This is a genomic window from Ruegeria sp. CDSA141, from assembly GCF_059612005.1.
Genome location: NZ_JBXWPT010000001.1, coordinates 343,797 through 365,304, shown reverse-complemented (window position 1 = coordinate 365,304; position 21,508 = coordinate 343,797). Strand labels below are relative to the sequence as shown.

Below are 21,508 nucleotides of genomic sequence, written 5' to 3'. Positions count from 1 at the left end.
ATGACGTTCTGGGTTCTGATTTTTCTTGTCGCGCTGCTGATCGCAGCTTTTCTCAGCTTTACTCTGCTGCGCAAACGCCGTGGGGATGAACCCGCTGCGGCTTACGATCTGCGGGTTTATCGCGAACAGTTGGCCGGTGTGGACCGGGATCTGGCGCGCGGGGTCATTGGCAAGGCCGACGCTGAACGGGTCCGCACGGAAATTTCCCGCCGTATTCTGGCCGCAGACGATCAGATGAAAAAAGAGGGCGCCGGCGCCGGGCCTTCTCGTACCGTTTCAGCGTTGTCGATCTTGGCAATCTCGCTGCTTCTGATCGGTGGCGCATTGGCGATGTATAATCGCACCGGGGCCGTCGGATTACCCGATATGCCTCTGACCGCACGGCTTGAATTGGCCAAAGAAGTGCGCGCCAACCGGCCATCCCAAAGCGCCGCGGAAGAGCTGGCGACCCCGCCCCAACCTGCGCAGCTGGACGAAAGCTATGCGAACCTGCTGAAGCAGTTGCGTGAAACGGTAGCGAACCGGCCAGACGATTTGCAGGGTCAGATGCTGCTGGCGCAGCACGAGACGAATGCAGGCAACTTCAAGGATGGGTACACCGCGCAGCAAAGGGTGATCGAACTGTCCGGCGACACTGCCACGGCCGACACTTACGCGGATTTGGCTGAAATGATGATTCTGGCGGCGGGTGGTTACGTCTCACCCGAAGCGGAACAGGCCCTGATCGAAGCGCTGAACCGTGACCCTCGTCACGGCCCGGCACGCTATTATTGGGGGCAGATGCTGGCCCAGATCGGGCGGCCGGACCTCGCCTATCGTATGTGGGTTGAAACGTTGCAGGATGCCCCGGCAGGTGCGCCATGGGCCGGAGCGATACGGGCTCAGATCGACGAACTGGCATTTCGGGCCGGTGTATTCAATGCACCGGATCTGAGCACGGCACCCGGCCCCAGTCAGGAAGACATGGCCGCCGCCGCGGAGCTTAGCCCCGGAGAACGGCAGCAGATGATTCAGGGTATGGTGGACCAGTTGTCTGATCGTCTGGCGACAGAAGGCGGGTCCCCCGAGGAATGGGCCCGTCTGATCGCAGCCTTGGGCGTTCTAGGCCAGGGCCAGCGTGCCATCGATATACGGGATGAGGCCATGGAAGTGTTTGCCGGCAACTCAGAGGCGTTGCAGATCATCGATGCGGCGGCCCTTCAAGCCGGGATCGCTCAATGATCCATGACGCTATCGAAGAATTTGCAGCAGCGCTGCAACCTATGAGTGCCCTGATGGGGCTGGACCTTGGGGAAAAGACAATCGGCGTCGCGGTGTCCGACCGGATGCGCGGCGTCGCCAGCCCGCTGGAAACGGTACGGCGCAAGAAATTCACGCTCGATTCCGCCCGCCTGATCGAAATTGTGACCGATCGCGAGATCGGGGGCATCTTGCTGGGGTTGCCCAAGAACATGGATGGCAGCGAAGGGCCAAGATGCCAGTCAACGCGGGCATTTGCCCGCAATTTGTCCCGCCTGACCGATTTGCCCATCGGATTTTGGGACGAACGGCTCAGCACAGTTGCGGCAGAAAAAGCACTGCTTGAGGCGGATACGACACGAAAACGTCGCGGACAGGTTATTGATCACGTTGCAGCCGGCTATATCTTGCAAGGGGCGCTGGACAGGCTGCGCTTTTTGTAACGGGTCGGAGACCAGTGATGACGAATATGGTTTGGAAAAGGAATGAGGTCGAAAGCCCTTGTGTCCAGATCTGTGTCGTTCACCCCACGGAACGTATCTGTACCGGCTGTTATCGCACGATTGATGAAATCACCCGCTGGTCCAAAATGGACAGCAGCGAACGCGCCGAAATCATGGAAAACCTGCCAACCAGAAAGCCGCGCCTCAGCAAACGCCGTGGCGGGCGTGCAGCGCGCATAAACGGCTCCTGAAGTCAGCCAGTCTGCTTTGGGGACGTATCCCTGTGGTCATTGGATTTGTCGTGGGCCGACCTGTTCGTGTCTTGCCCGCGCAGCTCGGTCTCGAACAGAGCTACAATTTCGGATCTACTCGTTTTTGCAGTCTCGGATTCTTCTCGTGCACGTTGGACATGTTTCTTGCAGGTCTTGACCACCTCGAATGAAGGCGTCTTTCGTGCAGTAAATCTTTCCATCAACAACTTAAATGTCATCGCAAACTTCCCGCTTCCAATAACTGTGCCGCTGCGGGCCGAGGTCGAGCTCCAAGAGGGGCCAGCTCATGAACGCATCTGTTCAACGTGAGTGGAGGCCCGCAGCGACACGGCGTAGGTAAGGGCACTTCCGGTCAATATTAGGGGGAAAACACACGGTTTTTGGTCTGGTTTGACGTTAACGTCAGATATTCCACGAAAAAACCCACCAGTTCCCTTACGTCACAACTTTTGTCCGGAACGGTGTCAAGACCGGTGGAAAGCGTGGAACGGCGGAAAAAGCCAATCAGAGTTGGTCTCCTCGCGTTCAACGGTGCTTTACCCTGACCTGCGGACACAACACAGGGGCCGCCTGCTGGCAGTTGAATCAGTCAAAACACGTGAGGGTATAGCGAAGTTCCTTATCCGGCGGCCAACCAGGTTTTGGCATTTTCGATATCCTCGGACGGAAAGAACTGAGTCCGTGTGCCCAACACATGACTGGCTACGCGTTGCGCCATGTGCTGCCAGCTTTTGTCCCCAACGATGGCTGCGCGGTCCAGTTGCCCGATATGTCGGCTGGCCAGACGAAAATGCGCTGCAAGAGCCGACAACCCCTGCCAGCCATCAAATTCCCTCAGGTCAATCAACAAGCGAAACCCGGATCGATCATGCAACAAAGCGTCCAGGTCGCGCTCTGCCTGCTTGTATTCCTCCGGGTCCAGCTTTCCCAAAAGGCTGATCTGCACGCATGGGCCCTCCAGATCCGTCACGTGAATGGATCCCAGCGACTCGCGCATCCAGCGGCGCGCGGCCTCAAGCTCGGCCAATTCGAATACCTGAACGGGACACGGCAGGATCGGGGCCGCCAGTCGGATGCTGGTTTGCACCCAGCCCTGATCGGCAACAACCGCAATCCGGTCGAACCCCCGCCAGTGACTGAGCCCCAGCTTGGTGTCAGACCATGCCGCACCCAAATCATACCCCTTGAACTCCGGCTGCACGATGGCCAAAAGCCGAACCGAGTCGTGTTCGGTCAGCGCTGCTTCGATCGCAGGAACCAAGACATCCGCGTAGTCGGCGCTGGTGACTTGCCCCGACAACTCGACTTCTATCAAAGCACCATCAGAATTCGTATGGACCGTAATCATCGGTCAAAACCTCCAAAGCCAAACAATGACAGGAGGTTAAGGGGATTCGATCCATTCCGCTACACCCCCGGCACATTCCGGGCGGAAATAGGCGATCATCCGTCCATCCGGCCCTGCATTTGCCGTGTCTGCCCAAAAGGCAACCCCGTGCAGACAGTGGCGGTGCAGCACGTAAGCCTCGCCCGGTTTGGCTGGCAATTCGATTCGCGGACAGGTTTCGAACACCTCGCGACGGGCGGATTGGTAGATATCCGTAATATCGACTTCATGCAGGCGCTCTTGTGGCTTCCCCGCAAGAGCGCGCCTGAACGCCGCACCTAGGATATGATGGCTGCCTTCCCACAACACCATGGGCGACGCATTCCGGCTGGCCTTGGTCAGCGGTATACCCAAAATCCAGGCATGCGGCTCATCCACGCGGCGGCGACGATCCGGCCCCATCGGGCGCAGGCCGTCCACATGGGCCGCGTCCCGGTTTTTGCGATACCGTGCGGCGGCTTCGTTTTCCCCCCGACGCGGACGTGGATATCCCGGATACATGACCGAGACTTGCCCCTTGTGAAGCGGCAATTCCCCAAAACGCTCTGCAATGAATGACATGGCGGCTCCGGCCAGAGGCCCCGATTGACCAACCCTGCCCTGCGCGTCATTGGGCAACGCGTCGACACCAATGAACCACGTCCCTTCGCAGTCAAGCCAGTTAGCATGGGCCGGGTCCGTTACAGCGGCCCGTGCGGCGGGCAGCGCATGACCCACCCAAGCTGCAAGCACCCGATCATATGGGAATTTCACCCAGCCCTTGACGCGGAAGTCGGTCACAAACCTATTGCCTTGCGAAGCATATTGAGCGCCACCAGTGTAAGGAACACAGCGAATACGCGCTTCAAAGGTTTCGGGTCCATCGCATGGGCCAGCTTCACCCCCCAAGGCGCGGTGATCATCGTCATTGCCACGACAATACCGAAAGCCACAAGATTGACCGCCCCAATGGTCAGCGGTGGCCGATGTTCCGGTGCAATATCCAGGAACAAAAACCCGATGACCGAGGGCACGGCAATGATCACACCAAATCCGGCCGCGGTTGCCACGGCACGGTGGATCGGCGTGTTGTAAAGACTCATCAGCGGCACACCAAAACTACCACCGCCTATCCCCATCAGAACGGATAGAAACCCGACCGCGGGAGACAGGATGGCCCGCGTTATTCCGCCGGGCATGACATCCCCTAGCCGCCAGTCCGAACGTCCCAGCCCAAGGTAAGCTCCGATCACCATTCCCAATATGCCGAACAGCGCCTGCAAGGCCTCGGTGCGCAGAGCCGAAGCAACCAGAACCCCGATGATCGCCCCGACGACGATACCCGGCCCCCAACCGCGCAGGATATCCCAATCCACCGCACCCTTCTTATTGTGCGCAAGAACGGATCGGACCGATGTCACGATTATCGTTGCCAGCGACGTGGCCAGACACAGTTGCATCAACTGCGGACCGCCATATCCCAGAGTTTGAAACGCATAGAAAAAGGCGGGCACCAAAACAATTCCACCGCCAACCCCCAGCAATCCGGCAAGTACGCCGGCCAGCGCTCCGATCACAAGCAAAAGGCCCAGCATCTGGGCCAGCAACATCGTCTCGGGCATCGTTCCCCCTGCCGTTTAAACTTCTGCCATGGGCGCCACATGATCCAGCGCCCGCAGCATCACCTCGGGTCCGGCCCCATCCTGCACAGCCCCTTCCGACAAGGCACGCCGCCATGCGCGGGCTCCGGGACGACCTGCGAAAAGGCCCAACATATGACGCGTGATCTGGTGCAAACGCCCGCCATTGGCAAGGTGCCGTTCCACATAAGGCACCATATGTTGAACGATCGCGAACGGATCACGCGTCGCTCCGGTACCAAAGATGCGTCGGTCAGCATCCGACAGGACATCGCCCGGCTGATGGTACGCGGCCCGGCCGATCATCACCCCATCCAGACCTGCTTCCAGATGTGCGGCTGCCTCGTCCAGCGTGTTGATGCCGCCATTGATCGATATGTGAAGATCCGAAAACTCATGCTTCATCCGATGCACTAGGTCATAGTCCAAGGGCGGGATATCCCGGTTTTCCTTGGGGCTCAGCCCCTGCAACCACGCCTTGCGGGCATGGATTGTTACCCTTTGGCAACCTGCCGCACGGATTTGTTCAAGAAACGCAGGCAATACCTCTTCCGGCTCCTGGTCATCCACGCCGATGCGGCATTTAACAGTGACATCCACGTTCACCGCTTCGCGCATGGCAGCCACACAGTCGGCAACGCGGCATGGGTTTTTCATCAAGACAGCGCCGAAAGTGCCGGATTGCACCCGATCCGACGGACAGCCGCAGTTCAGATTGATCTCATCATACCCGGCCTCAGCCCCCAAACGCGCGGCCTGCGCCAATTCTTCCGGGTCAGAGCCGCCGAGTTGCAAAGCAACCGGGTGTTCTTCAGGAGAATGGTCCAACAGATGCACCGCCCCGCCCCGCACAAGCGCCGGTGCCGTCACCATCTCGGTGTACAGCAACGTTTCCGCGCTGAGCAGCCGATGAAAATAGCGACAGTGGCGATCTGTCCAATCCATCATCGGCGCCACGCTCAAACGCGCTGCCTGTGTTGCCTTGCCTGTCACAGCAACGCCTCCATCCTGCTATGCTCCGAAATCCGATTGCCTGTCAGTGGTCTTGCCCATCCGAATCAAGTCAAAAAGCCCTAACACATTCCTCTGGCGGCGTCCCAACGGCGACCCTGAGGATTCAGCTGTTTCCGATCAGACACCATATCGGCTCATCACCATCTGGACACTGCTTTCGATCGTTTCCGTCATCTCGGGTTCGCTGAGCGCCCCGCCCGTGAACAGCAGCGGCCAGAAGGCGCGTGCCTTGATCAGGCCAATGAATTCGCGCCCGGCCCGTTCCGGGTCATCGATCCGAAGCTGCCCATCCTCTGCCGCATCCTTGAGCATGGCAATGAACGTCGCCGTCTTGTCCAGCTTGCCCTGAGCTTCCGCTGCAAGCGTCGGGTTGCGCAAGGTTTCGCTGATCACCATCCGGGCCATCGCGATAACATCGGGCCGCATCAGAATACGTCCCTCGGCCCAGGCCAGTTCGGTCAGTTGCGTACGAATGTCACGACCTTTTTCATACCGGATTTCCAGCACTTCAGCAAAGCGACTGGACAATTCGACCACGATGGAGCGGAACAGGTTCTCTTTACTTTCAAAGTACTTGTACAACGTACGCTTGGACACTTCGGCCCTTGCTGAAATGCGGTCCATACTGGCCGCGGCAAATCCCTTTTCCTGGAACTCGGCCACGGCAGCTTCGATGATCTGTGCGCGCTTGGACGCATTCTGTGCGCTGCATTCGTTCATGTCAGAGCTATAGACCTGTTGACGCGCCTTGGTCAAACACTAGGTAAACGCAGGAGTTTACAGAGGCAAAACAATATGCCATGAGTAAACCCGAGAGTTTACCAAGTGCGGAAACCAGCACCAACAGGAGACCCCCTCATCATGGCTCTTACATTGAACCTGAACGGCAAAACCCACGAGGTTGATGCCAAACCCGGAACGCCTCTTCTCTGGGTGATCCGAGACGAACTGAAACTGACCGGCACAAAATTCGGCTGCGGCGTTGCGTCCTGCGGGGCCTGCACGGTGCATCTGAACGGTGAACCCGTCCGTTCGTGCCAGACTTTCATTGAAGACGTCGAAGGTGCCGAAGTCACGACCATCGAGGCTGTCGGTGACGACAAGATCGGTGCTGCCATACAACAGGCCTGGGTCGAGCTGGATGTCGTCCAGTGCGGCTACTGCCAGTCGGGTCAGGTGATGTCGGCTGTCGGGCTGTTGTCCGAGAACTCGAAACCGTCGGCTCAGGAGATTGACGAGTACATGTCCGGCAATGCCTGCCGCTGCGCCACCTATCAACGCATCCGCGCCGGTATCCAGCGCGCGTCTGAAATTCTGGAGGCCTGATCCATGACCATCAACACCTCTCGCCGTGGGTTTCTGAAAAGTGCCGCCGCTGCCGGTGCCGTCCTGCTGGTCGGCACCCGTCCAGACGGAGCACTGGCCGCGGCCTCGTCCGAGACCGCCCAGCTCAACCCGTTCGTGAAAATCGATGCGGATGGCACCGTGACCGCCATCGTCAAGCACTTTGAAAAAGGTCAGGGCCCAGCGACCGGCCTGCCGACGCTGATTGCCGAAGAAATCGGCCTGACCATGGACCAGATCGAATACGAGTTCGCCCCCTCGGATCCGAACGTCTACAACAACCTGCTGTTTGGTCCATTCCAGGGCACCGGCGGTTCGACCGCGATGGCGAATTCGTGGCTGCAATATCGTCAGGCCGGTGCTGCTGCGCGCGAAATGCTGATCAACGCCGCTGCGCAGAGCTGGGGCGTGGATGCATCCGCCATCACCATCGAAGACGGCATCGTCAAGGCGGGCGACAAGTCGGCTCCGATCGCTGAGTTCGTGTCTGCTGCGTCGCAACTGGACGCTCCGGCAGAGCCGCGCCTGAAAGACCCGTCCGAGTTCCGCCTGATCGGAAATGAAACGGTGCGCCGCAAGGATTCGGCAATCAAGGGCAACGGGCAGGCGATTTACGCGATGGACGTTCACCTGCCCAACCAGATGGTCGCCATGATCAAACGCCCGGAAGCGAAGGGCGGCATCGCCCTGGGTTTTGATGACAGCGCATCGAAGGAGGTCAAAGGCTATATCAATGCAGCCGTCCTGCCCAATCAGGCCGGTGTCGCGGTTTATGCCGAAAACACCTGGGCCGCGATTCAAGCACGCGATGCGCTTGAGGTCGAGTGGGACATGTCCGGCGCAGAAACCCGTGACTCGGACCAGATCAAGGCCGAGATCATGGCCGCGCTGGAGGCTGAGCCCACGTATAACGTGAACAAGGCAGATTTTGAAGCTGTGGCAGCCGCCATCGACGGTGCGGACAAGGTCGTTGAAAAAACGTTCTACTTCCCACTGCTGGCCCATGCTCCAATGGAGCCGCTGAACTGCACGATCGAGCAAACAGCCGATGGTGACATCGTTCTGCATGACGGGGCGCAAATGCCGACAGGGCCACATATGGCCTACCAGCAGATCTTTGGCCTTCCCGCTGAGAAGATCCACATCAAGACCATGCTGGCGGGTGGCTCCTTTGGTCGCCGTGCAACTCCGGATGCGGATTATCAGGTCGAGGCAGCTCTGGCTTTTGTCGTCACTGACCGCTCGCGCCCGGTGAAACTGGTCTGGACGCGCGAAGACGATATCCGCAGCGGGTATTATCGCCCCGCCTTTGGCCACAAGGTCCGGGTTGGCCTGGATGCCGATGGCAAAATCGTCGGATGGCAGCATCAGGTAGCTGGCCAATCAATCATGAAAGGCACGGCCTTCGAGGCCTTCGCGGTGCATGACGGGGTCGACCACAGCTCTATCGAAGGTATCGCAGACAGCCCCTACCAGATTCCGGGAATGGCGCTGGGTTTAACAGATACGCCCAAGGCAACCTCGGTACTATGGTGGCGCTCTGTCGGACACACTCACACGGCCTATACGATGGAAACCATGATGGATCTCGTGGCCCAAGCGGCAAGGCGCGATCCGGTCGAGTTCCGCCTGGCCCATCTGTCCGACGACGACAACCCGGACCAGCAGCGAAAGGCATCTGTTTTAAAACTGGCGGCCGAAAAGGCAAACTGGGGCAATGCGCCAGAAGGTCGGTCGCAGGGGATCGCTGTTCACAAGTCCTTTGGGTCTTACGCGGCTGAAGTGGTCGAAGTCTCGGGCGATCCAGAAAGTGGCATCAAGATTGAAAAGGTCACCTGTGCCGTGGATTGCGGCATTGCCGTGAACCCGGATGTTGTGCGCGCCCAGATGGAAGGCGGCATCGGCTATGGCATTGGCCACGTGATGCGTGACCAGATCACTCTGACCAGCGGTGCTGTGGATCAATACAACTTCCCGGATTACGAACCGCTGCGTATTGGGGATATTGCCGCAATTGACGTACATATCGTGCCATCAGCCGAAGCGCCAACCGGCGTAGGAGAACCCGGCACGCCACCGTCAGCGCCTGCATTGGCCAATGCGATCAATGCGCTGTCAGGTGTGCATGTGGCGCAATTGCCCATGGAAGCGCATGGCGTAAGCTTCGCCTAAAAGCACCTCCCCGCGCCGGTCAAAACCGGCGCGGGGAGTTCCATGAACACCAAAGCCAAAATTTGATCAAATTTGATGACAAAGCAGATCCATTGAAGTAAATCACTGGGGAGTTTCACCGACGGAGCCCCCAATGGACCTGAGCGCCCTGCACAATTTCCGCGTTGCCGCATGTGATCTGAACGGTCAGATGCGCGGCAAACGCGTGCCCCCCGTCTATGCGGACAAACTGGAAAAGGGGGCTGTACGAATGCCATTCTCGGCACTGAACGTTGATCTGTGGGGCGCAGACATCGACGGTAGCCCGCTGGTCTTTGAAACCGGCGACGCAGATGGAGTGCTGCGCCCGACCGAACGCGGCCCGGTCCCCGTGCCCTGGCTGGATACGGAAACGGCGCTGGTGCCAATGAGCCTGTATGATGATGACGGCGTACCGTTCCCGGGCGACCCGCGGCATGCTCTGTCCGCCATACTCGACCGCTATGCACAACGCGGCTGGTCCGTTGTTGCCGCGACGGAGTTGGAGTTCACACTGGTTGATGCGTCTGGCGCGCAACCGCAACCGCCAGTGAATCCGATCACCGGGCGGCGCCTTACCGATGAGGCAGTTCTGTCGGTTGCTGAAATGGACGCGTTCGAAGCGTTCTTCACCGAACTGTACGACGGCTGCGCCGAAATGGGCATCCCCGCGCAGACGGCCATCTCGGAAAGCGGCATCGGCCAGTTCGAGATCAACCTGAACCATCAGGACGCCATGCGCTGTGCCGATGATACGTGGCTTTTCAAGGCATTGACGCGTGGATTGGCGCGCAAGCACGGATTTGCGGCAACCTTCATGTCCAAGCCTTATACTGATGACGCCGGCAACGGAATGCATGTGCATTTCTCGGTAGTGGACCAGAACGGGCACAATGTGTTCGACAACAACGGGCCGGAAGGCACTGAGATTTTGCGGTCTGCCGTCGCTGGCTGTGTCGCGGCCATGCCGGGCAGTACGCTGATATTTGCGCCCCACGGGAATTCCTACACACGGCTCATACCAGGGGCACATGCGCCCACGGGGGCCTGCTGGGCCTATGAAAATCGAACCGCAGCTATTCGCATCCCTGGCGGCCCCCCGGCTGCACGGCGCATCGAACACCGCGTCGCCGGCGGGGACATAAACCCGTATCTGATGCTAACCGCGGTTCTGGGCGCGGCACTTGTTGGCATCGAAGACGGTTTGACCCCACCTGCCCCGATCACGGGGAACGCCTATGACATTGCAGACCTGCCTCAGCTGATGCCGGATTGGTCGAGTGCGATTGACAGGTTCGCCTCTGATCCATTGGTGCCGCGTCTGTTCCCCGCAGACCTGATCCGCTATCTGACCATGACCAAGCGGCAAGAGATCACCCGATTTGCGAGCATCCCACCCGAGGATCACTGGCTGAGCTATCTCGAGGCGGTTTGACCCCCTTGCCGCTTCAATCAGTCTCGGTTAGGATTAATTTGATCAAATTTGGTGACACATGAAAATCGGTATTCTACAAACCGGCCACACCCCCGAAGTGCTGCAGGATGAATTCGGGGATTATGACGAGCTTTTCCCCACGCTGTTGGCTGGCAATGGGTTCGAGTTCGTGACCTTTGCCGTCGTGGACGGCACCTTCCCCGATAGTGCAGATGATGCGGATGGATGGGTCATTACCGGGTCTCGTCACGGGGTTTACGAAGCCCTGCCCTGGATTGCGCCGCTGGTAGCGTTGGTGCGCGAGATCCAACAAAGCGGAAAACCGCTGATCGGCGTTTGCTTTGGCCATCAGATCATTGCTCAGGCACTGGGTGGCAAGGTCGAGAAGTTCGCTGGAGGTTGGGCTGTAGGTCGTACTGAATACGAGTATGACGGCAACAAATTATGGCTGAATGCCTGGCATCAGGATCAGGTTGTTGAATTGCCAAAAGAGGCGCGGGTTCTGGGCCGGAATGCCTTCTGCGAAAACGCGATGCTGGCTTATGGGGACACAATCTGGACGGTTCAGGCCCACCCGGAATTCACCAACGGTTTCGTGGCAGGCCTGATGCGGACTCGGGGCAAGGGCGTCGTCCCGGAGGATCTGATGCGCGAAGCCGCAAATCGCGAAACCGCGCTGGACGACAACGCCAAAATCGCGCGCCACATGGCCGATTTTCTAAAGAAAGAGAGAGCCTGATGGCTGATTGGACTGATAAACTGCCGGAAGCCGCCAAGGCGTATTTCCACGGACAGAGACTGGACGAAGTTGAATGCATCATTTCAGACCTGCCGGGTATTGCGCGCGGCAAGGCGGTGCCTGCATCAAAATTCGCAAAGCAATCCTATTTCCACCTGCCCGACAGCATCTTCTACCAGACCATCACAGGGGGCTGGGGCGAAGCTGCCGGTGATGACGGGTTCATCGAAAAGGACATGATCCTGAAACCCGATTTCTCAACAACCACCGCCGCACCCTGGACCGGCGACTGGACGCTGCAGGTGATCCACGACGCCTACAACCGGGATGGTGAACCGATTCCATACAGCCCGCGCAACGTGCTGAAACGTGTTGTACAGCTTTACCACGACAAAGGCTGGAAACCGGTAGTAGCGCCCGAGATGGAATTCTTTCTTGTTGCTCCCAATGTCGATCCGGCACAAGGGATCAAGCCAATGATTGGGCGCTCAGGTCGCCCCGCCGCCGCACGGCAGGCCTATTCCATGACGGCGGTGGACGAGTTCGGCCCGGTGATCGACGACATCTATGATTTCGCCGAACACCAGGGGTTCGAGATCGACGGCATCACGCAAGAAGGCGGCGCCGGGCAGTTGGAAATCAATCTGCGCCATGGCAACCCGGTAAAACTGGCTGACGAAGTCTTTTATTTCAAACGTCTGATCCGTGAGGCCGCGCTGCGGCACAATTGTTTCGCCACTTTCATGGCGAAACCGATCGAGGAAGAACCGGGTTCGGCCATGCACATCCATCACTCGATCATCGACATGGAAACCGGGCAGAACATCTTTTCTGGTCCACAGGGTGGCGAGACCGACGCGTTTTATCACTTCATCGCCGGGTTGCAGAACCATCTGCCCGCCGGTCTGGCGGTGATGGCACCTTACGTTAACTCTTACCGGCGCTATGTGAAAGATCACGCGGCACCGATCAATCTGGAATGGGCACGGGACAACCGTACCACCGGCATCCGTGTGCCCCTGTCGGGTCCGGAAGCGCGCCGTGTTGAGAACCGCATCGCCGGGATGGACTGCAACCCGTATCTGGGCATCGCGCTGTCGCTGGCCTGCGGTTATCTGGGGTTAGTTCAGCAAGAGCGCCCGCGTCGTCAGTTCTATGGCGACGCTTATGAAGGCGAAGGAGATATCCCACAGGTCATGGGAGAAGCGCTGGATCTGTTTGACGAGGCCACTGCCCTGCACGAGGTTCTGGGCCCCGAATTCGCCCGCGTTTACGGCATCGTCAAACGGGCCGAATACGAAGAGTTCCTGCAGGTCATCTCTCCTTGGGAACGTGAACACCTGCTGATCAACGTCTGAGACCTTCCGTGAACCTGCTCTATTCCAATGACTGCAAGGGTGAGTACCCGGACAGCTGGTATGCTGCGACGGCAAATCCGATGGATCGCTTTCCTGAGTTGCCAGAAGACACCAAAGCGGATGTGTGTGTAGTCGGTGGCGGTTATACAGGGCTGTCCGCGGCTCTCCATCTGGCCGAAGCCGGGTTCGACGTCGTGCTGCTTGAAGCCCACCGTGTCGGCTTTGGCGCGTCAGGCCGAAACGGCGGCCAATTGGGCAGCGCGCAGCGGATGGATCAGGAAGACCTCGAACGTCTTGTTGGCGATGCTGACGCCGCCAAGCTGTGGGATTTGGCCGAAGACGCCAAGGATCTGGTCAAATCCCTGATCGCCAGACACCAGATCGCGTGTGACCTGAAACCCGGGGTCGCCGTCCTGGGCCTGAGCAGATCTGAGCAGAAAGAACTGCATGACCACGCTGGCCATCTTTCTGAGCGGTACGGATATGACCAGATCGAATTGTTGGACGAAAACGCAGGTCACGCGCTTTGCCCATCACCCGCTTACAAGGGCGGGTATCTGGACATGGGTGCGGCACATCTGCACCCTTTGAACTTTGCGTTGGGATTGGCGCAAGCCGCGGCCAAAGCGGGTGTTCGTATCTTTGAAAGCACCGAGGTTATGGGGATTGACGAAACCCAGCCTGCGGTGATCCGAACTGCACACGGCAATGTTCGGGCCGAGCACGTCATTCTGGCCTGCAACGGGTACCTGGGCGATCTCAATCGTTCCGTCGCCGCCAGGGTCATGCCCATCAATAATTTCATCGCGGCCACCGAACCCCTTGGAAAGGACGCCGCGAGGGTTTTGACCCGGGATGTGGCAGTCGCAGATACAAAATTCGTAGTGAACTACTTTCGCCTCAGTGCTGATGGTCGCCTCTTGTTCGGAGGCGGTGAAAGCTATGGCTACCGCTTTCCATCGGATGTCGCCGCCAAGGTCCGCAAACCCATGACCGAGATTTTCCCGCATCTGCAGGACGCGAAAATCGACTATGCGTGGGGTGGAACGCTGGCCATCACCATGCGGCGGATGCCGTATTTGGCCCGTGTCGCACCCAATATCCTTTCGGCTTCGGGATATTCCGGTCACGGTGTCGGCACTGCGACCCATGCCGGGCAGCTCATGGCGATGGCCGTTCAGGGTCAGGCCGAAGGGTTTGACACGATGGCACGGGTGCCCGCGCTGTCTTTCCCCGGCGGCCCTGCCCTGCGCAATCCGCTGCTTGTGCTGGCCATGACGTGGTTCGCGCTGCGCGACCGGCTTGGGATCTGATCCACCTAAATTGCGACAGATTGGTGAATTTTTGCCAACCGGCGATTGAGGGCTTGGATTGCCCCATGAATAGCTTTATCTTTCCCAAATACAATATTCGGGAAATCCAAATATGACGCTTCCACCAAACGTTCATGCCGCCGAACCCATCCCCACAGCCGCAAAAGATGCCATTAACGACCTGATGCAGTCGGGCGATCTGTTCCGCTATACCGCACCGCAGGATGCCCCGGTGGCCCTGCTGGAGGCCGAGTTCGCGGAATTGTTGGGCACGAAATACGCCCTTGCGGTGTCGTCATGCTCGGCCGCGCTGTTTCTGTCGCTCAAGGCGCTTGATCTGCCCCGCGATGCGCGTGTTCTGATCCCGGGATTCACCTTCGCAGCCGTGCCGTCGTCAATTGTCCACGCCGATTGCATTCCCGTTCTGTGCGAAGTGGGCGAAAACTACCGCATCGACATTGCCGATTTCGAAGCCAAACTGGACAACGTTCAGGCGGTCATCATCAGCCACATGCGTGGGCATACATCCGACATGGATGCGATCATGGCGTTGTGCGACGCTCGCAACATTCCTGTGATCGAGGATGCCGCGCATTCGCTGGGCACCACTTGGCACGGCCGCAATATCGGAACGATCGGAAAGGTCGGGTGTTTCTCGTTCCAATCCTACAAGATGATCAATGCCGGCGAAGGTGGCATCCTGATCACGAATGATGCAGATCTTGTCGCGCGGGCCGTCATCATGTCGGGAGCCTATGAACACAATTGGAAGAAACACAAAGGTCCGCAGGGCGACAACTCACCCGAACTGGAAGAGGCCTTTGCCCGCTGGCAGAACAAGCTGCCGCTGTACAACCTTCGCCTGAGCAACCTCAGCGCCGCCGTGATCCGTCCACAAATTCCGGAACTGGCGCGCCGCGTCCGCGATGGCCTGGCGAACCACGATTATGTGGCCGGTCGCCTGAACACCTCTCCCCATATCAAGGTTCCTGCCCCGCTACCCCCCGAGCAGCGTGCGCCGGATTCGATCCAGTTCAATCTGGTCGGGATGCAGGAAGATGAGATCCGCGCCTTTGCCGAAGCATCCGAGGCGCGCGGCGTCAAAGTTCAGGTGTTCGGCCTGAGTGAGGACAATGCCCGCGCCTTCTGGAACTGGCAGTTCCTTCCGGAAACTTTCGATCTGCCCAGGACACGCGAAATGCTGATGAAGGCGTGCGATGTTCGTCTGCCCGTGCGCCTGACGCGCGATGAGCTGGACGTGATTGCAGACATCCTGCTGGCATCGGTTGGCGAAGTGACCGGCCCGATGCCGGTTTATGGAACGTAAAACGACAGCACTTCAAACAAGAAAGGCCCGCATAGCGCGGGCCTTTTTCTTTGTTCGGAACAAATCAGTTCAGCTTGGACAGTTTTTGCTGCAATTCCGCCAGCTGCTTCTTGATGTCCTCCAGATCCTCTTTCGGTTCAGACTTTCCCTCGTCCTTGTCCGGACCGGACCATCCGCCTGACAGCCCACCGGTCATCGCCTTCAGGAAAGCCTGCTGCTGCGCCTGCAATGCATCAAAACCCGGCATCTGAGACATCGGGTTCATGGCACTCATGTTTTCCACCATCTTGCTCTGACTTTCCCGCAGCATCTCGAACGAGCTTTGCAGGAACTGAGGCATCATGCCCCCACCCGGAAGCATATAACTACGGACCAGATCGTTCAGTACATTCACCGGCAGCACATTCTCACCGCGGCTTTCATGTTCGGCAATGATTTGCAGAAGATACTGGCGCGTCAGGTCATCGCCGGTTTTCAGATCAATGATCTGTACTTCGCGCCCGTCACGGATGAAACCCGCGATATCTTCGAGCGTCACGTAATCGCTGGTCTCGGTGTTATACAGCCGACGGCTGGCATAGCGCTTGATCAGCAGCGGTTTTTCTTGGTCCGACACCGGATTCCCTCCCCAAGGATGATGCGTTGCAGCACAGGTTATGCGAGTGCAGCACAAAAAGAAAGGGCAGGTCAATGGACCTGCCCAACGCGATTGCACCTAATGGGAGGGTTGGGTGCGTTTCGCGGACGTTTCTTACTTTGCAGTTGCAGCTTTCTTGGCTGCAGTGGTGACCTCGTTGGTCGCCTTTTTTACGGCGGCGGTTGTTTCTTCCGCAACGTCTTTGCCAGCAGCCATCAGCAGTTCAACCGTTTCGGTCTGAACTTTTTTCGCGATCTCAGCAAAAGCGGCCATGTTTTCAGCAGCAACTTCAGCCGACGCGCTTGCGAAGTCGGTTGCGGCTTTTGCATAATCAGCAGGCTCTGCCTTGGCTTTAGACATCTCGCTCAGCTTGGCCAGGGTGTCCTTGGTCCATTTGTTCGAGATCTCGGCCGATTTCTCAGCAGCTTCCAGAGCAACGCCCGACAGCTTCTCGTTCAGCGAAGCGGTCGATTTGAATGCGCCTTCCATTGCGGTGGTGTCCACCGGGAATGCACCCATCATGTCTTTCATGATCGCGGTAAAGTCTTGGGTCTTTGCCATTGTCCTAATCCTTTTAGCCGGTCCGGGCCCACCCCGGCTTTCATCAGCTTGAGGACAATATGATTGCTGCATCGCAGCATTGCAAGTTTTTTCTTGCTGCAATGCAGAATTTTTTAAGTTTCAAAATGAAATCAGCCGTTTGGCTTAGCAACAACATAGGTTCCAGGTGCGGGGGTAAGGCTGGGGTGCTTCGAATCGCCCGGTTCGCGTGCCGGAACCTGCTTTCCGGACCGCTTCTTCAACCAAGCGTTCCACATGGGCCACCAGGACCCCTCGTGAAAATCAGCTTCTTTCAGCCAGGTGCTAGCGTCCGGCTTCATATCCGGGTTGATATAGTGGCCATACTTTTTCTTGCTGGGCGGGTTCACGATGCCCGCGATATGACCCGATTCTGAAACCACGAAGGTCTTGGACCGCGAGCCAATTTTCTGTACGCCGCGGTAACAGTCTTTCCATGCCGCGATGTGGTCGGTTTCGCAGGTGATGGCCATCAGAGGCACATCCACGTCTTCGAGTTTCAGCTTGTGCCCCATCAACTCAAAACCGTCGGTGGCGAATTCGTTGCGCTGACAGAGACCTCGCAGATATTCCACGGCCATTTTTGCCGGCAGGTTAGCACCATCGCCGTTCCAGTAGAGCAAATCAAATGCCGGAGGCACCTCTCCCATCATGTAGCTGCGAATGGCTGGACCATAAACTAGGTCGCGTGATCGCAGGAACGACATGGTGCGCGCCATGATCCACGACCGCAGAACGCCTTCCTTGTTCACTTCTTCTTCGATTCCGTCGATGAAGTCGTTTTGCAGGAATGGCGTGAACTCACCCTGATCGGAAAAATCCGTCAGTGCCGTAAACAGAGTTGCCGACTTGACGGACTTGTCTCCGCGCTGCTTCAGCAAGGACAAAGTCAGGCTCAACGTTGTGCCTGCGATGCAATAGCCCACAGCGTTGACCTGTTTGACCTTGCAGATCTTCTTCGCCGTCTCGATTGCCGTCAGGAAACCGTCTTGGACATAATCCTCCATGCCGGTTTCGGCATAGCTTTCATCCGGGTTAACCCAGCTCACGACAAACAGGGTATAGCCCTGCTCGGTGATCCATTTGATCATGCTGTTCTGGGCTTTCAGATCCAGAATATAGAACTTGTTGATCCAGGGCGGGAACAGAATGATGGGTGTTTCGTAAACCGTTTCGGTCACCGGCTTGTATTGAATCAGTTCCATCATCCGGTTGCGATACACGACCTCACCCGGCGTTGTCGCCAGGTTTCCGCCAACCTTGAACGCGCTTTCATCTGCCAGTTTCACGACCAACTCACCGTCATTGGCCTCAAGGTCTGAAACCAGATTCTCCAACCCCTTGACCAGCGATTGACCTTCGGTCTCGACTGCTTTTTGCAGGGCATCCGGATTGGTCGCCAGAAAATTCGTCGGCGCCATCATGTCAATGATCTGTTGCGAGAAATATTGCAGGCGTCGTTTGTCTTTGGCATCCAGATCATCTACCGACGAAACTGCCTGAGCAATGGCTTCTGCATTTGTCTGATATTGCTGGCGGATCAGGCGGAAATACGGGTTTTTTTCCCAAAGGGGATTGGAAAACCGCTTGTCACCCGATTTGGCCAGCTCGTTTTCGTCTTCTGCTGAGGTTAGCGTTTTCTGCGCTTCGGCAAAGTTCAAAACCGACTTTCCCCAGAATTCTATTTGCTGCTCCAATAACTTGGCGGGGTTTTGCCATGCCTCGGCCCAATACGCCGTTGCTGCTCGTGCAAAAAGCTCTTGATTCGGGCCGTCCAGCGCAGGGGTGTGCGGCTTTTTTGACGCCATAATCTCGATCAGGCGCTTCGAGAGCTGCTCGACCTTTTCCATATTTTCTTTAATTCGTTCAATATGTTCTTCGGACACGCCTGGCATTTGGCCTTCGCTAGTTGTCATTTTAACAATTCCACCCTAACCTCGCTGCTATGCAGAATAACGTCGTGGGTGCTGGGGGGCAAAGCGACGAATGGTCCGAACTCTCAGGCTGACACTCAGGAGGCCCCATTTATGCGCTATATGATGACCTACGACCTCATGGAGTCCATGCGTAACACCAACCAGTGGCTTGGTGCAACCGCAAGCGCGATGGCGTCCTACCCGCTGTTTTCCATGACACCCAACCCGGCGTTCAGCTGGATGGCCGCATGGGGCGAAGTGACTGAACGGACCTTCCAGCGAATGGTTGTCAAACCTGACTGGGGCATTCGAACCTTCACCTGCGAAGACGGCAAGGATCATCTGGTCGAGATCACGACTGTTCTGGAACGCCCCTTTGGCGATCTGGTTCATTTCCGTGTCAACGGCCGGGAAGAACAACCGCGCAAGGTCCTGCTGGTTGCGCCCATGTCCGGCCACTATGCCACGCTGCTGCGCTCGACCGTCAAAAGCCTGCTGGTCAATTGTGAGGTTTACATCACCGATTGGCATAACGCGCGCGATATTCCTGTGTCTGCAGGCAAGTTCGATGTCGAGGATTACACTCTCTACCTTGTGGATTTCATGAAGGAACTCGGGCCGGACACGCATGTCGTGGCGGTGTGTCAGCCCGCCCCGCTGACATTGGCGGCCACAGCCTATCTGGCCGAGGTGGAACCCAAGGCTCAACCCAGCACTCTGACACTGATTGGCGGGCCGGTGGACCCGGACGCAACTCCGACTGACGTTACCGACTTTGGACGACGTGTCACGATGGGTCAGCTGGAAGAGACCATGATTCAACGGGTCGGCTTCAAGTACAAAGGTGTCGGGCGTATGGTCTATCCCGGCCTGCTGCAACTGGCCTCGTTCATGTCGATGAACGCCGATCGCCACTCCAAGGCGTTTTCCGATCAAATTCAACGCGTTACCCGCAACGAAGCCTCGGATCTGGATGCGCATAACCGTTTCTATGATGAATACCTTGCGGTCATGGACATGACGGCCGAATTCTACCTGTCAACGGTCGAACGCGTCTTCAAGAACCGCGAGATTGCGCGCAACGAATTTGTTGTCGCTGGCCACAAGGTTGATATCGGCAAGATTACCGACGTTGCGGTGAAATCGGTCGAAGGTGCGAATGACGATATCTCGGCCCCCGGTCAATGCATTGCTGCACTGGACCTGTGCACCGGCTTGCCAGACAGCAAAAAAGCCAGCCACGTAGAGCCGGGCGCGGGCCATTATGGCATCTTCGCAGGCCGCAGCTGGCGCGACAACATCCGCCCGCTTGTGATTGATTTCATGAACGAAAACAGCCGCAAGAAACGCCGCAGCGCAGCGAATAGCAACAAGGTCGCCTGAAGAACATGGGCGGGCCGACACATGTTGGTCTCGCCTTTTCCTGCATTTGCGGCCAGTTGAAGGGTCAAATCTCGGACCGGGGTGTTCGGCTTGGAACCCATGTCGAGTGTTTTTGTCATGACTGCCGCGCGGCGCAGCTGTTTTTCCGGCAGCCCGACCCGGCCCCCGGCCCGGTTGACATTTTCCAGATGGCACCGGATGAAATCGGTTTTACCGCTGGCGGTCAATTCCTTTCGGCCATGAAACTAAGCCAAAATGGTATGCTGAGATGGTACGCCAGCTGCTGCAACGCCCCGTTGGCGACGACGCCACAGACTGCACGTTTACCTTGTGCAGGATTAATTGTCAGCAGGATTACCGGTGATGGTTCCGCATTGGGGCCGGTCAAGACCCGCGGGTTTGTCCCTCGACCCAATGGAAAACAAAAACACGAAAAGGTCAGGTTTGCGGCGTTTGGCCTTTTGCACCGCGCCTTGCGATCACGCCTGTCAGGACGGTGGAAGAATACGCCGTTTTTTAACCACGAGACCGGCGAACCTTCGGTGACACCGAATGTGATTTCGAAAGCCGAACGCGCAGCGCTTTACCCTTAGTCAAACCGTTGCGGGATATTCAGCCAGGTTTCCAAGGCGTTATTCACGGCATCAGGTGCTTCAAGCGTTAGAAGATGCCCCGCATTTTCGACAACCTTCAACTCTGCCTCCGGTATCAGGTCAGACATGAACGAGTGGCGTTTGACAGGGGTAAGCGTGTCATGCACGCCGCACATGATCAAAGTGGGGGCTTTGATGCGGCGCAACGTTCCCTGTTGGTCGGGCCGGCGCTGCAAGGCACGCATTTGACGAACGAATGTCTCGGCGCCCAGATCATTCGCCATTGTCAAAAGATCATTCAGAATTGGGATTCGCCTTGGCCCCGGCGCCAATGTATCGGTGCCAACCAGTTGGCGCATGATTTCTTCCAGCCGCCCACCCTGAGCGCCAATAATCAGGTCCTCACGACTGGCTGCGATATGAGGTGTATCCGCCTGAGCGTCTGTCGACATCAGACACAGGCGCGACACCCGTTCCGGTGCCCGCCGGATCAACTCCAACGCCACAACACCGCCCATGCTCTGCCCGACCAGGGCAAACCGATGGGGAAGCTGATCCAACATCCCCGAGGCGATTTCTTCGATACGCTCACCTCCGGATATCGGCGCAACGGTGACAGGCCGTGCCCGTGACAGTACCTCGATTTGAGGCCGAAACAGGCGGGCATCACACATCAATCCAGGCAACAACACCAGCGGCTCGATCACGCGGGGGTCTCCA

The 21,508-nt window shown here is 57.7% G+C and carries 21 protein-coding genes; 12 read left to right on the top strand and 9 right to left on the bottom strand.

The window, feature by feature from the left end; all coding sequences use genetic code 11:
• From ccmI to AC2FLP_RS01815, 3 genes are read left to right on the top strand one after another with little or no spacing between them, the layout of a single operon-like run.
• Window positions 1-1,221: a c-type cytochrome biogenesis protein CcmI gene (gene ccmI, locus AC2FLP_RS01825; protein WP_496681137.1), complete on the top strand. Its 1,221-nt coding sequence runs from the start codon at window positions 1-3 to the stop codon at window positions 1,219-1,221.
• Window positions 1,218-1,682 (top strand): Holliday junction resolvase RuvX, encoded by a 465-nt coding sequence (gene ruvX, locus AC2FLP_RS01820; protein ID WP_117868550.1) that lies wholly within the window; start codon window positions 1,218-1,220, stop codon window positions 1,680-1,682. The genes ccmI and ruvX overlap by 4 nt, the downstream gene beginning before the upstream one ends.
• A 17-nt stretch (window positions 1,683-1,699) precedes the next feature.
• Window positions 1,700-1,933, top strand: coding sequence for a DUF1289 domain-containing protein (locus AC2FLP_RS01815; protein ID WP_117868549.1), 234 nt, complete (start codon window positions 1,700-1,702; stop codon window positions 1,931-1,933).
• A gap of 640 nt (window positions 1,934-2,573) precedes the next feature.
• Here AC2FLP_RS01815 and AC2FLP_RS01810 read toward each other — a convergent pair.
• The 5 genes from AC2FLP_RS01810 to AC2FLP_RS01790 form a co-directional block, all read right to left on the bottom strand.
• On the bottom strand, window positions 2,574-3,302 hold the full coding sequence (locus AC2FLP_RS01810; protein ID WP_299894297.1) for a SpoIIAA family protein: 729 nt from the start codon (window positions 3,300-3,302) through the stop codon (window positions 2,574-2,576).
• Window positions 3,303-3,338: 36 nt separating this feature from the next.
• Complete coding sequence (locus AC2FLP_RS01805) at window positions 3,339-4,121, bottom strand: hypothetical protein (protein ID WP_496681141.1); 783 nt, start codon at window positions 4,119-4,121, stop codon at window positions 3,339-3,341.
• Window positions 4,118-4,942 (bottom strand): sulfite exporter TauE/SafE family protein, encoded by an 825-nt coding sequence (locus AC2FLP_RS01800; RefSeq protein WP_299894303.1) that lies wholly within the window; start codon window positions 4,940-4,942, stop codon window positions 4,118-4,120. Before AC2FLP_RS01800 ends, AC2FLP_RS01805 begins: the two co-directional genes overlap by 4 nt.
• Window positions 4,943-4,957: 15 nt before the next feature.
• Window positions 4,958-5,953 (bottom strand): tRNA dihydrouridine(20/20a) synthase DusA, encoded by a 996-nt coding sequence (dusA, locus tag AC2FLP_RS01795; protein WP_496681144.1) that lies wholly within the window; start codon window positions 5,951-5,953, stop codon window positions 4,958-4,960.
• Between the two features lie 138 nt (window positions 5,954-6,091).
• Window positions 6,092-6,694 carry a TetR/AcrR family transcriptional regulator gene (locus AC2FLP_RS01790; RefSeq protein WP_299635928.1) on the bottom strand — a complete coding sequence of 201 codons (603 nt, stop codon included), beginning with the start codon at window positions 6,692-6,694 and terminating at the stop codon, window positions 6,092-6,094.
• A 141-nt stretch (window positions 6,695-6,835) separates the two neighbouring features.
• Here AC2FLP_RS01790 and AC2FLP_RS01785 point away from each other — a divergent pair, with 141 nt between their 5' ends.
• The 7 genes from AC2FLP_RS01785 (at window position 6,836) to AC2FLP_RS01755 (ending at window position 15,680) form a co-directional block, all read left to right on the top strand.
• Window positions 6,836-7,300: a (2Fe-2S)-binding protein gene (locus AC2FLP_RS01785; RefSeq protein ID WP_299635926.1), complete on the top strand. Its 465-nt coding sequence runs from the start codon at window positions 6,836-6,838 to the stop codon at window positions 7,298-7,300.
• A gap of 3 nt (window positions 7,301-7,303) precedes the next feature.
• Window positions 7,304-9,490, top strand: a complete 2,187-nt coding sequence (locus AC2FLP_RS01780; protein ID WP_496681148.1) for a xanthine dehydrogenase family protein molybdopterin-binding subunit — start codon at window positions 7,304-7,306, stop codon at window positions 9,488-9,490.
• 133 nt (window positions 9,491-9,623) lie between these two features.
• Window positions 9,624-10,943 (top strand): glutamine synthetase family protein, encoded by a 1,320-nt coding sequence (locus AC2FLP_RS01775; RefSeq protein ID WP_299894353.1) that lies wholly within the window; start codon window positions 9,624-9,626, stop codon window positions 10,941-10,943.
• Between the two features lie 58 nt (window positions 10,944-11,001).
• On the top strand, window positions 11,002-11,682 hold the full coding sequence (locus AC2FLP_RS01770) for a type 1 glutamine amidotransferase (protein WP_299894356.1): 681 nt from the start codon (window positions 11,002-11,004) through the stop codon (window positions 11,680-11,682).
• Complete coding sequence (locus AC2FLP_RS01765) at window positions 11,682-13,040, top strand: glutamine synthetase family protein (RefSeq protein WP_117868539.1); 1,359 nt, start codon at window positions 11,682-11,684, stop codon at window positions 13,038-13,040. The genes AC2FLP_RS01770 and AC2FLP_RS01765 overlap by 1 nt, the downstream gene beginning before the upstream one ends.
• A gap of 8 nt (window positions 13,041-13,048) precedes the next feature.
• Window positions 13,049-14,353: an NAD(P)/FAD-dependent oxidoreductase gene (locus AC2FLP_RS01760; protein WP_496681151.1), complete on the top strand. Its 1,305-nt coding sequence runs from the start codon at window positions 13,049-13,051 to the stop codon at window positions 14,351-14,353.
• Window positions 14,354-14,465: 112 nt separating this feature from the next.
• Window positions 14,466-15,680 (top strand): DegT/DnrJ/EryC1/StrS family aminotransferase, encoded by a 1,215-nt coding sequence (locus tag AC2FLP_RS01755; RefSeq protein WP_299894362.1) that lies wholly within the window; start codon window positions 14,466-14,468, stop codon window positions 15,678-15,680.
• Window positions 15,681-15,744: 64 nt separating this feature from the next.
• Here the strand turns inward: AC2FLP_RS01755 and phaR are convergent, their stop codons facing one another.
• The 3 genes from phaR to AC2FLP_RS01740 form a co-directional block, all read right to left on the bottom strand.
• Window positions 15,745-16,296, bottom strand: coding sequence for a polyhydroxyalkanoate synthesis repressor PhaR (phaR, locus tag AC2FLP_RS01750; protein WP_117868533.1), 552 nt, complete (start codon window positions 16,294-16,296; stop codon window positions 15,745-15,747).
• A gap of 135 nt (window positions 16,297-16,431) precedes the next feature.
• On the bottom strand, window positions 16,432-16,878 hold the full coding sequence (locus AC2FLP_RS01745) for a phasin family protein (RefSeq protein WP_117868532.1): 447 nt from the start codon (window positions 16,876-16,878) through the stop codon (window positions 16,432-16,434).
• Between the two features lie 131 nt (window positions 16,879-17,009).
• A complete protein-coding gene (locus tag AC2FLP_RS01740) occupies window positions 17,010-18,812 on the bottom strand; it encodes a PHA/PHB synthase family protein (RefSeq protein WP_496681154.1) in 1,803 nt (600 codons plus the stop codon).
• Between the two features lie 111 nt (window positions 18,813-18,923).
• Between AC2FLP_RS01740 and phaZ the strand changes: the two genes are divergently transcribed.
• Together phaZ and AC2FLP_RS01730 are read left to right on the top strand one after the other, a co-directional pair.
• Window positions 18,924-20,195, top strand: a complete 1,272-nt coding sequence (gene phaZ, locus AC2FLP_RS01735; RefSeq protein ID WP_496681155.1) for a polyhydroxyalkanoate depolymerase — start codon at window positions 18,924-18,926, stop codon at window positions 20,193-20,195.
• Window positions 20,196-20,200: 5 nt separating this feature from the next.
• On the top strand, window positions 20,201-20,788 hold the full coding sequence (locus AC2FLP_RS01730; RefSeq protein ID WP_496681156.1) for a DUF6151 family protein: 588 nt from the start codon (window positions 20,201-20,203) through the stop codon (window positions 20,786-20,788).
• Here the strand turns inward: AC2FLP_RS01730 and AC2FLP_RS01725 are convergent.
• Window positions 20,785-21,495, bottom strand: coding sequence for an alpha/beta fold hydrolase (locus tag AC2FLP_RS01725; RefSeq protein WP_496681157.1), 711 nt, complete (start codon window positions 21,493-21,495; stop codon window positions 20,785-20,787). The two genes, AC2FLP_RS01730 and AC2FLP_RS01725, sit on opposite strands and share 4 nt — an antisense overlap.
• Window positions 21,496-21,508 lie beyond the last annotated feature (13 nt).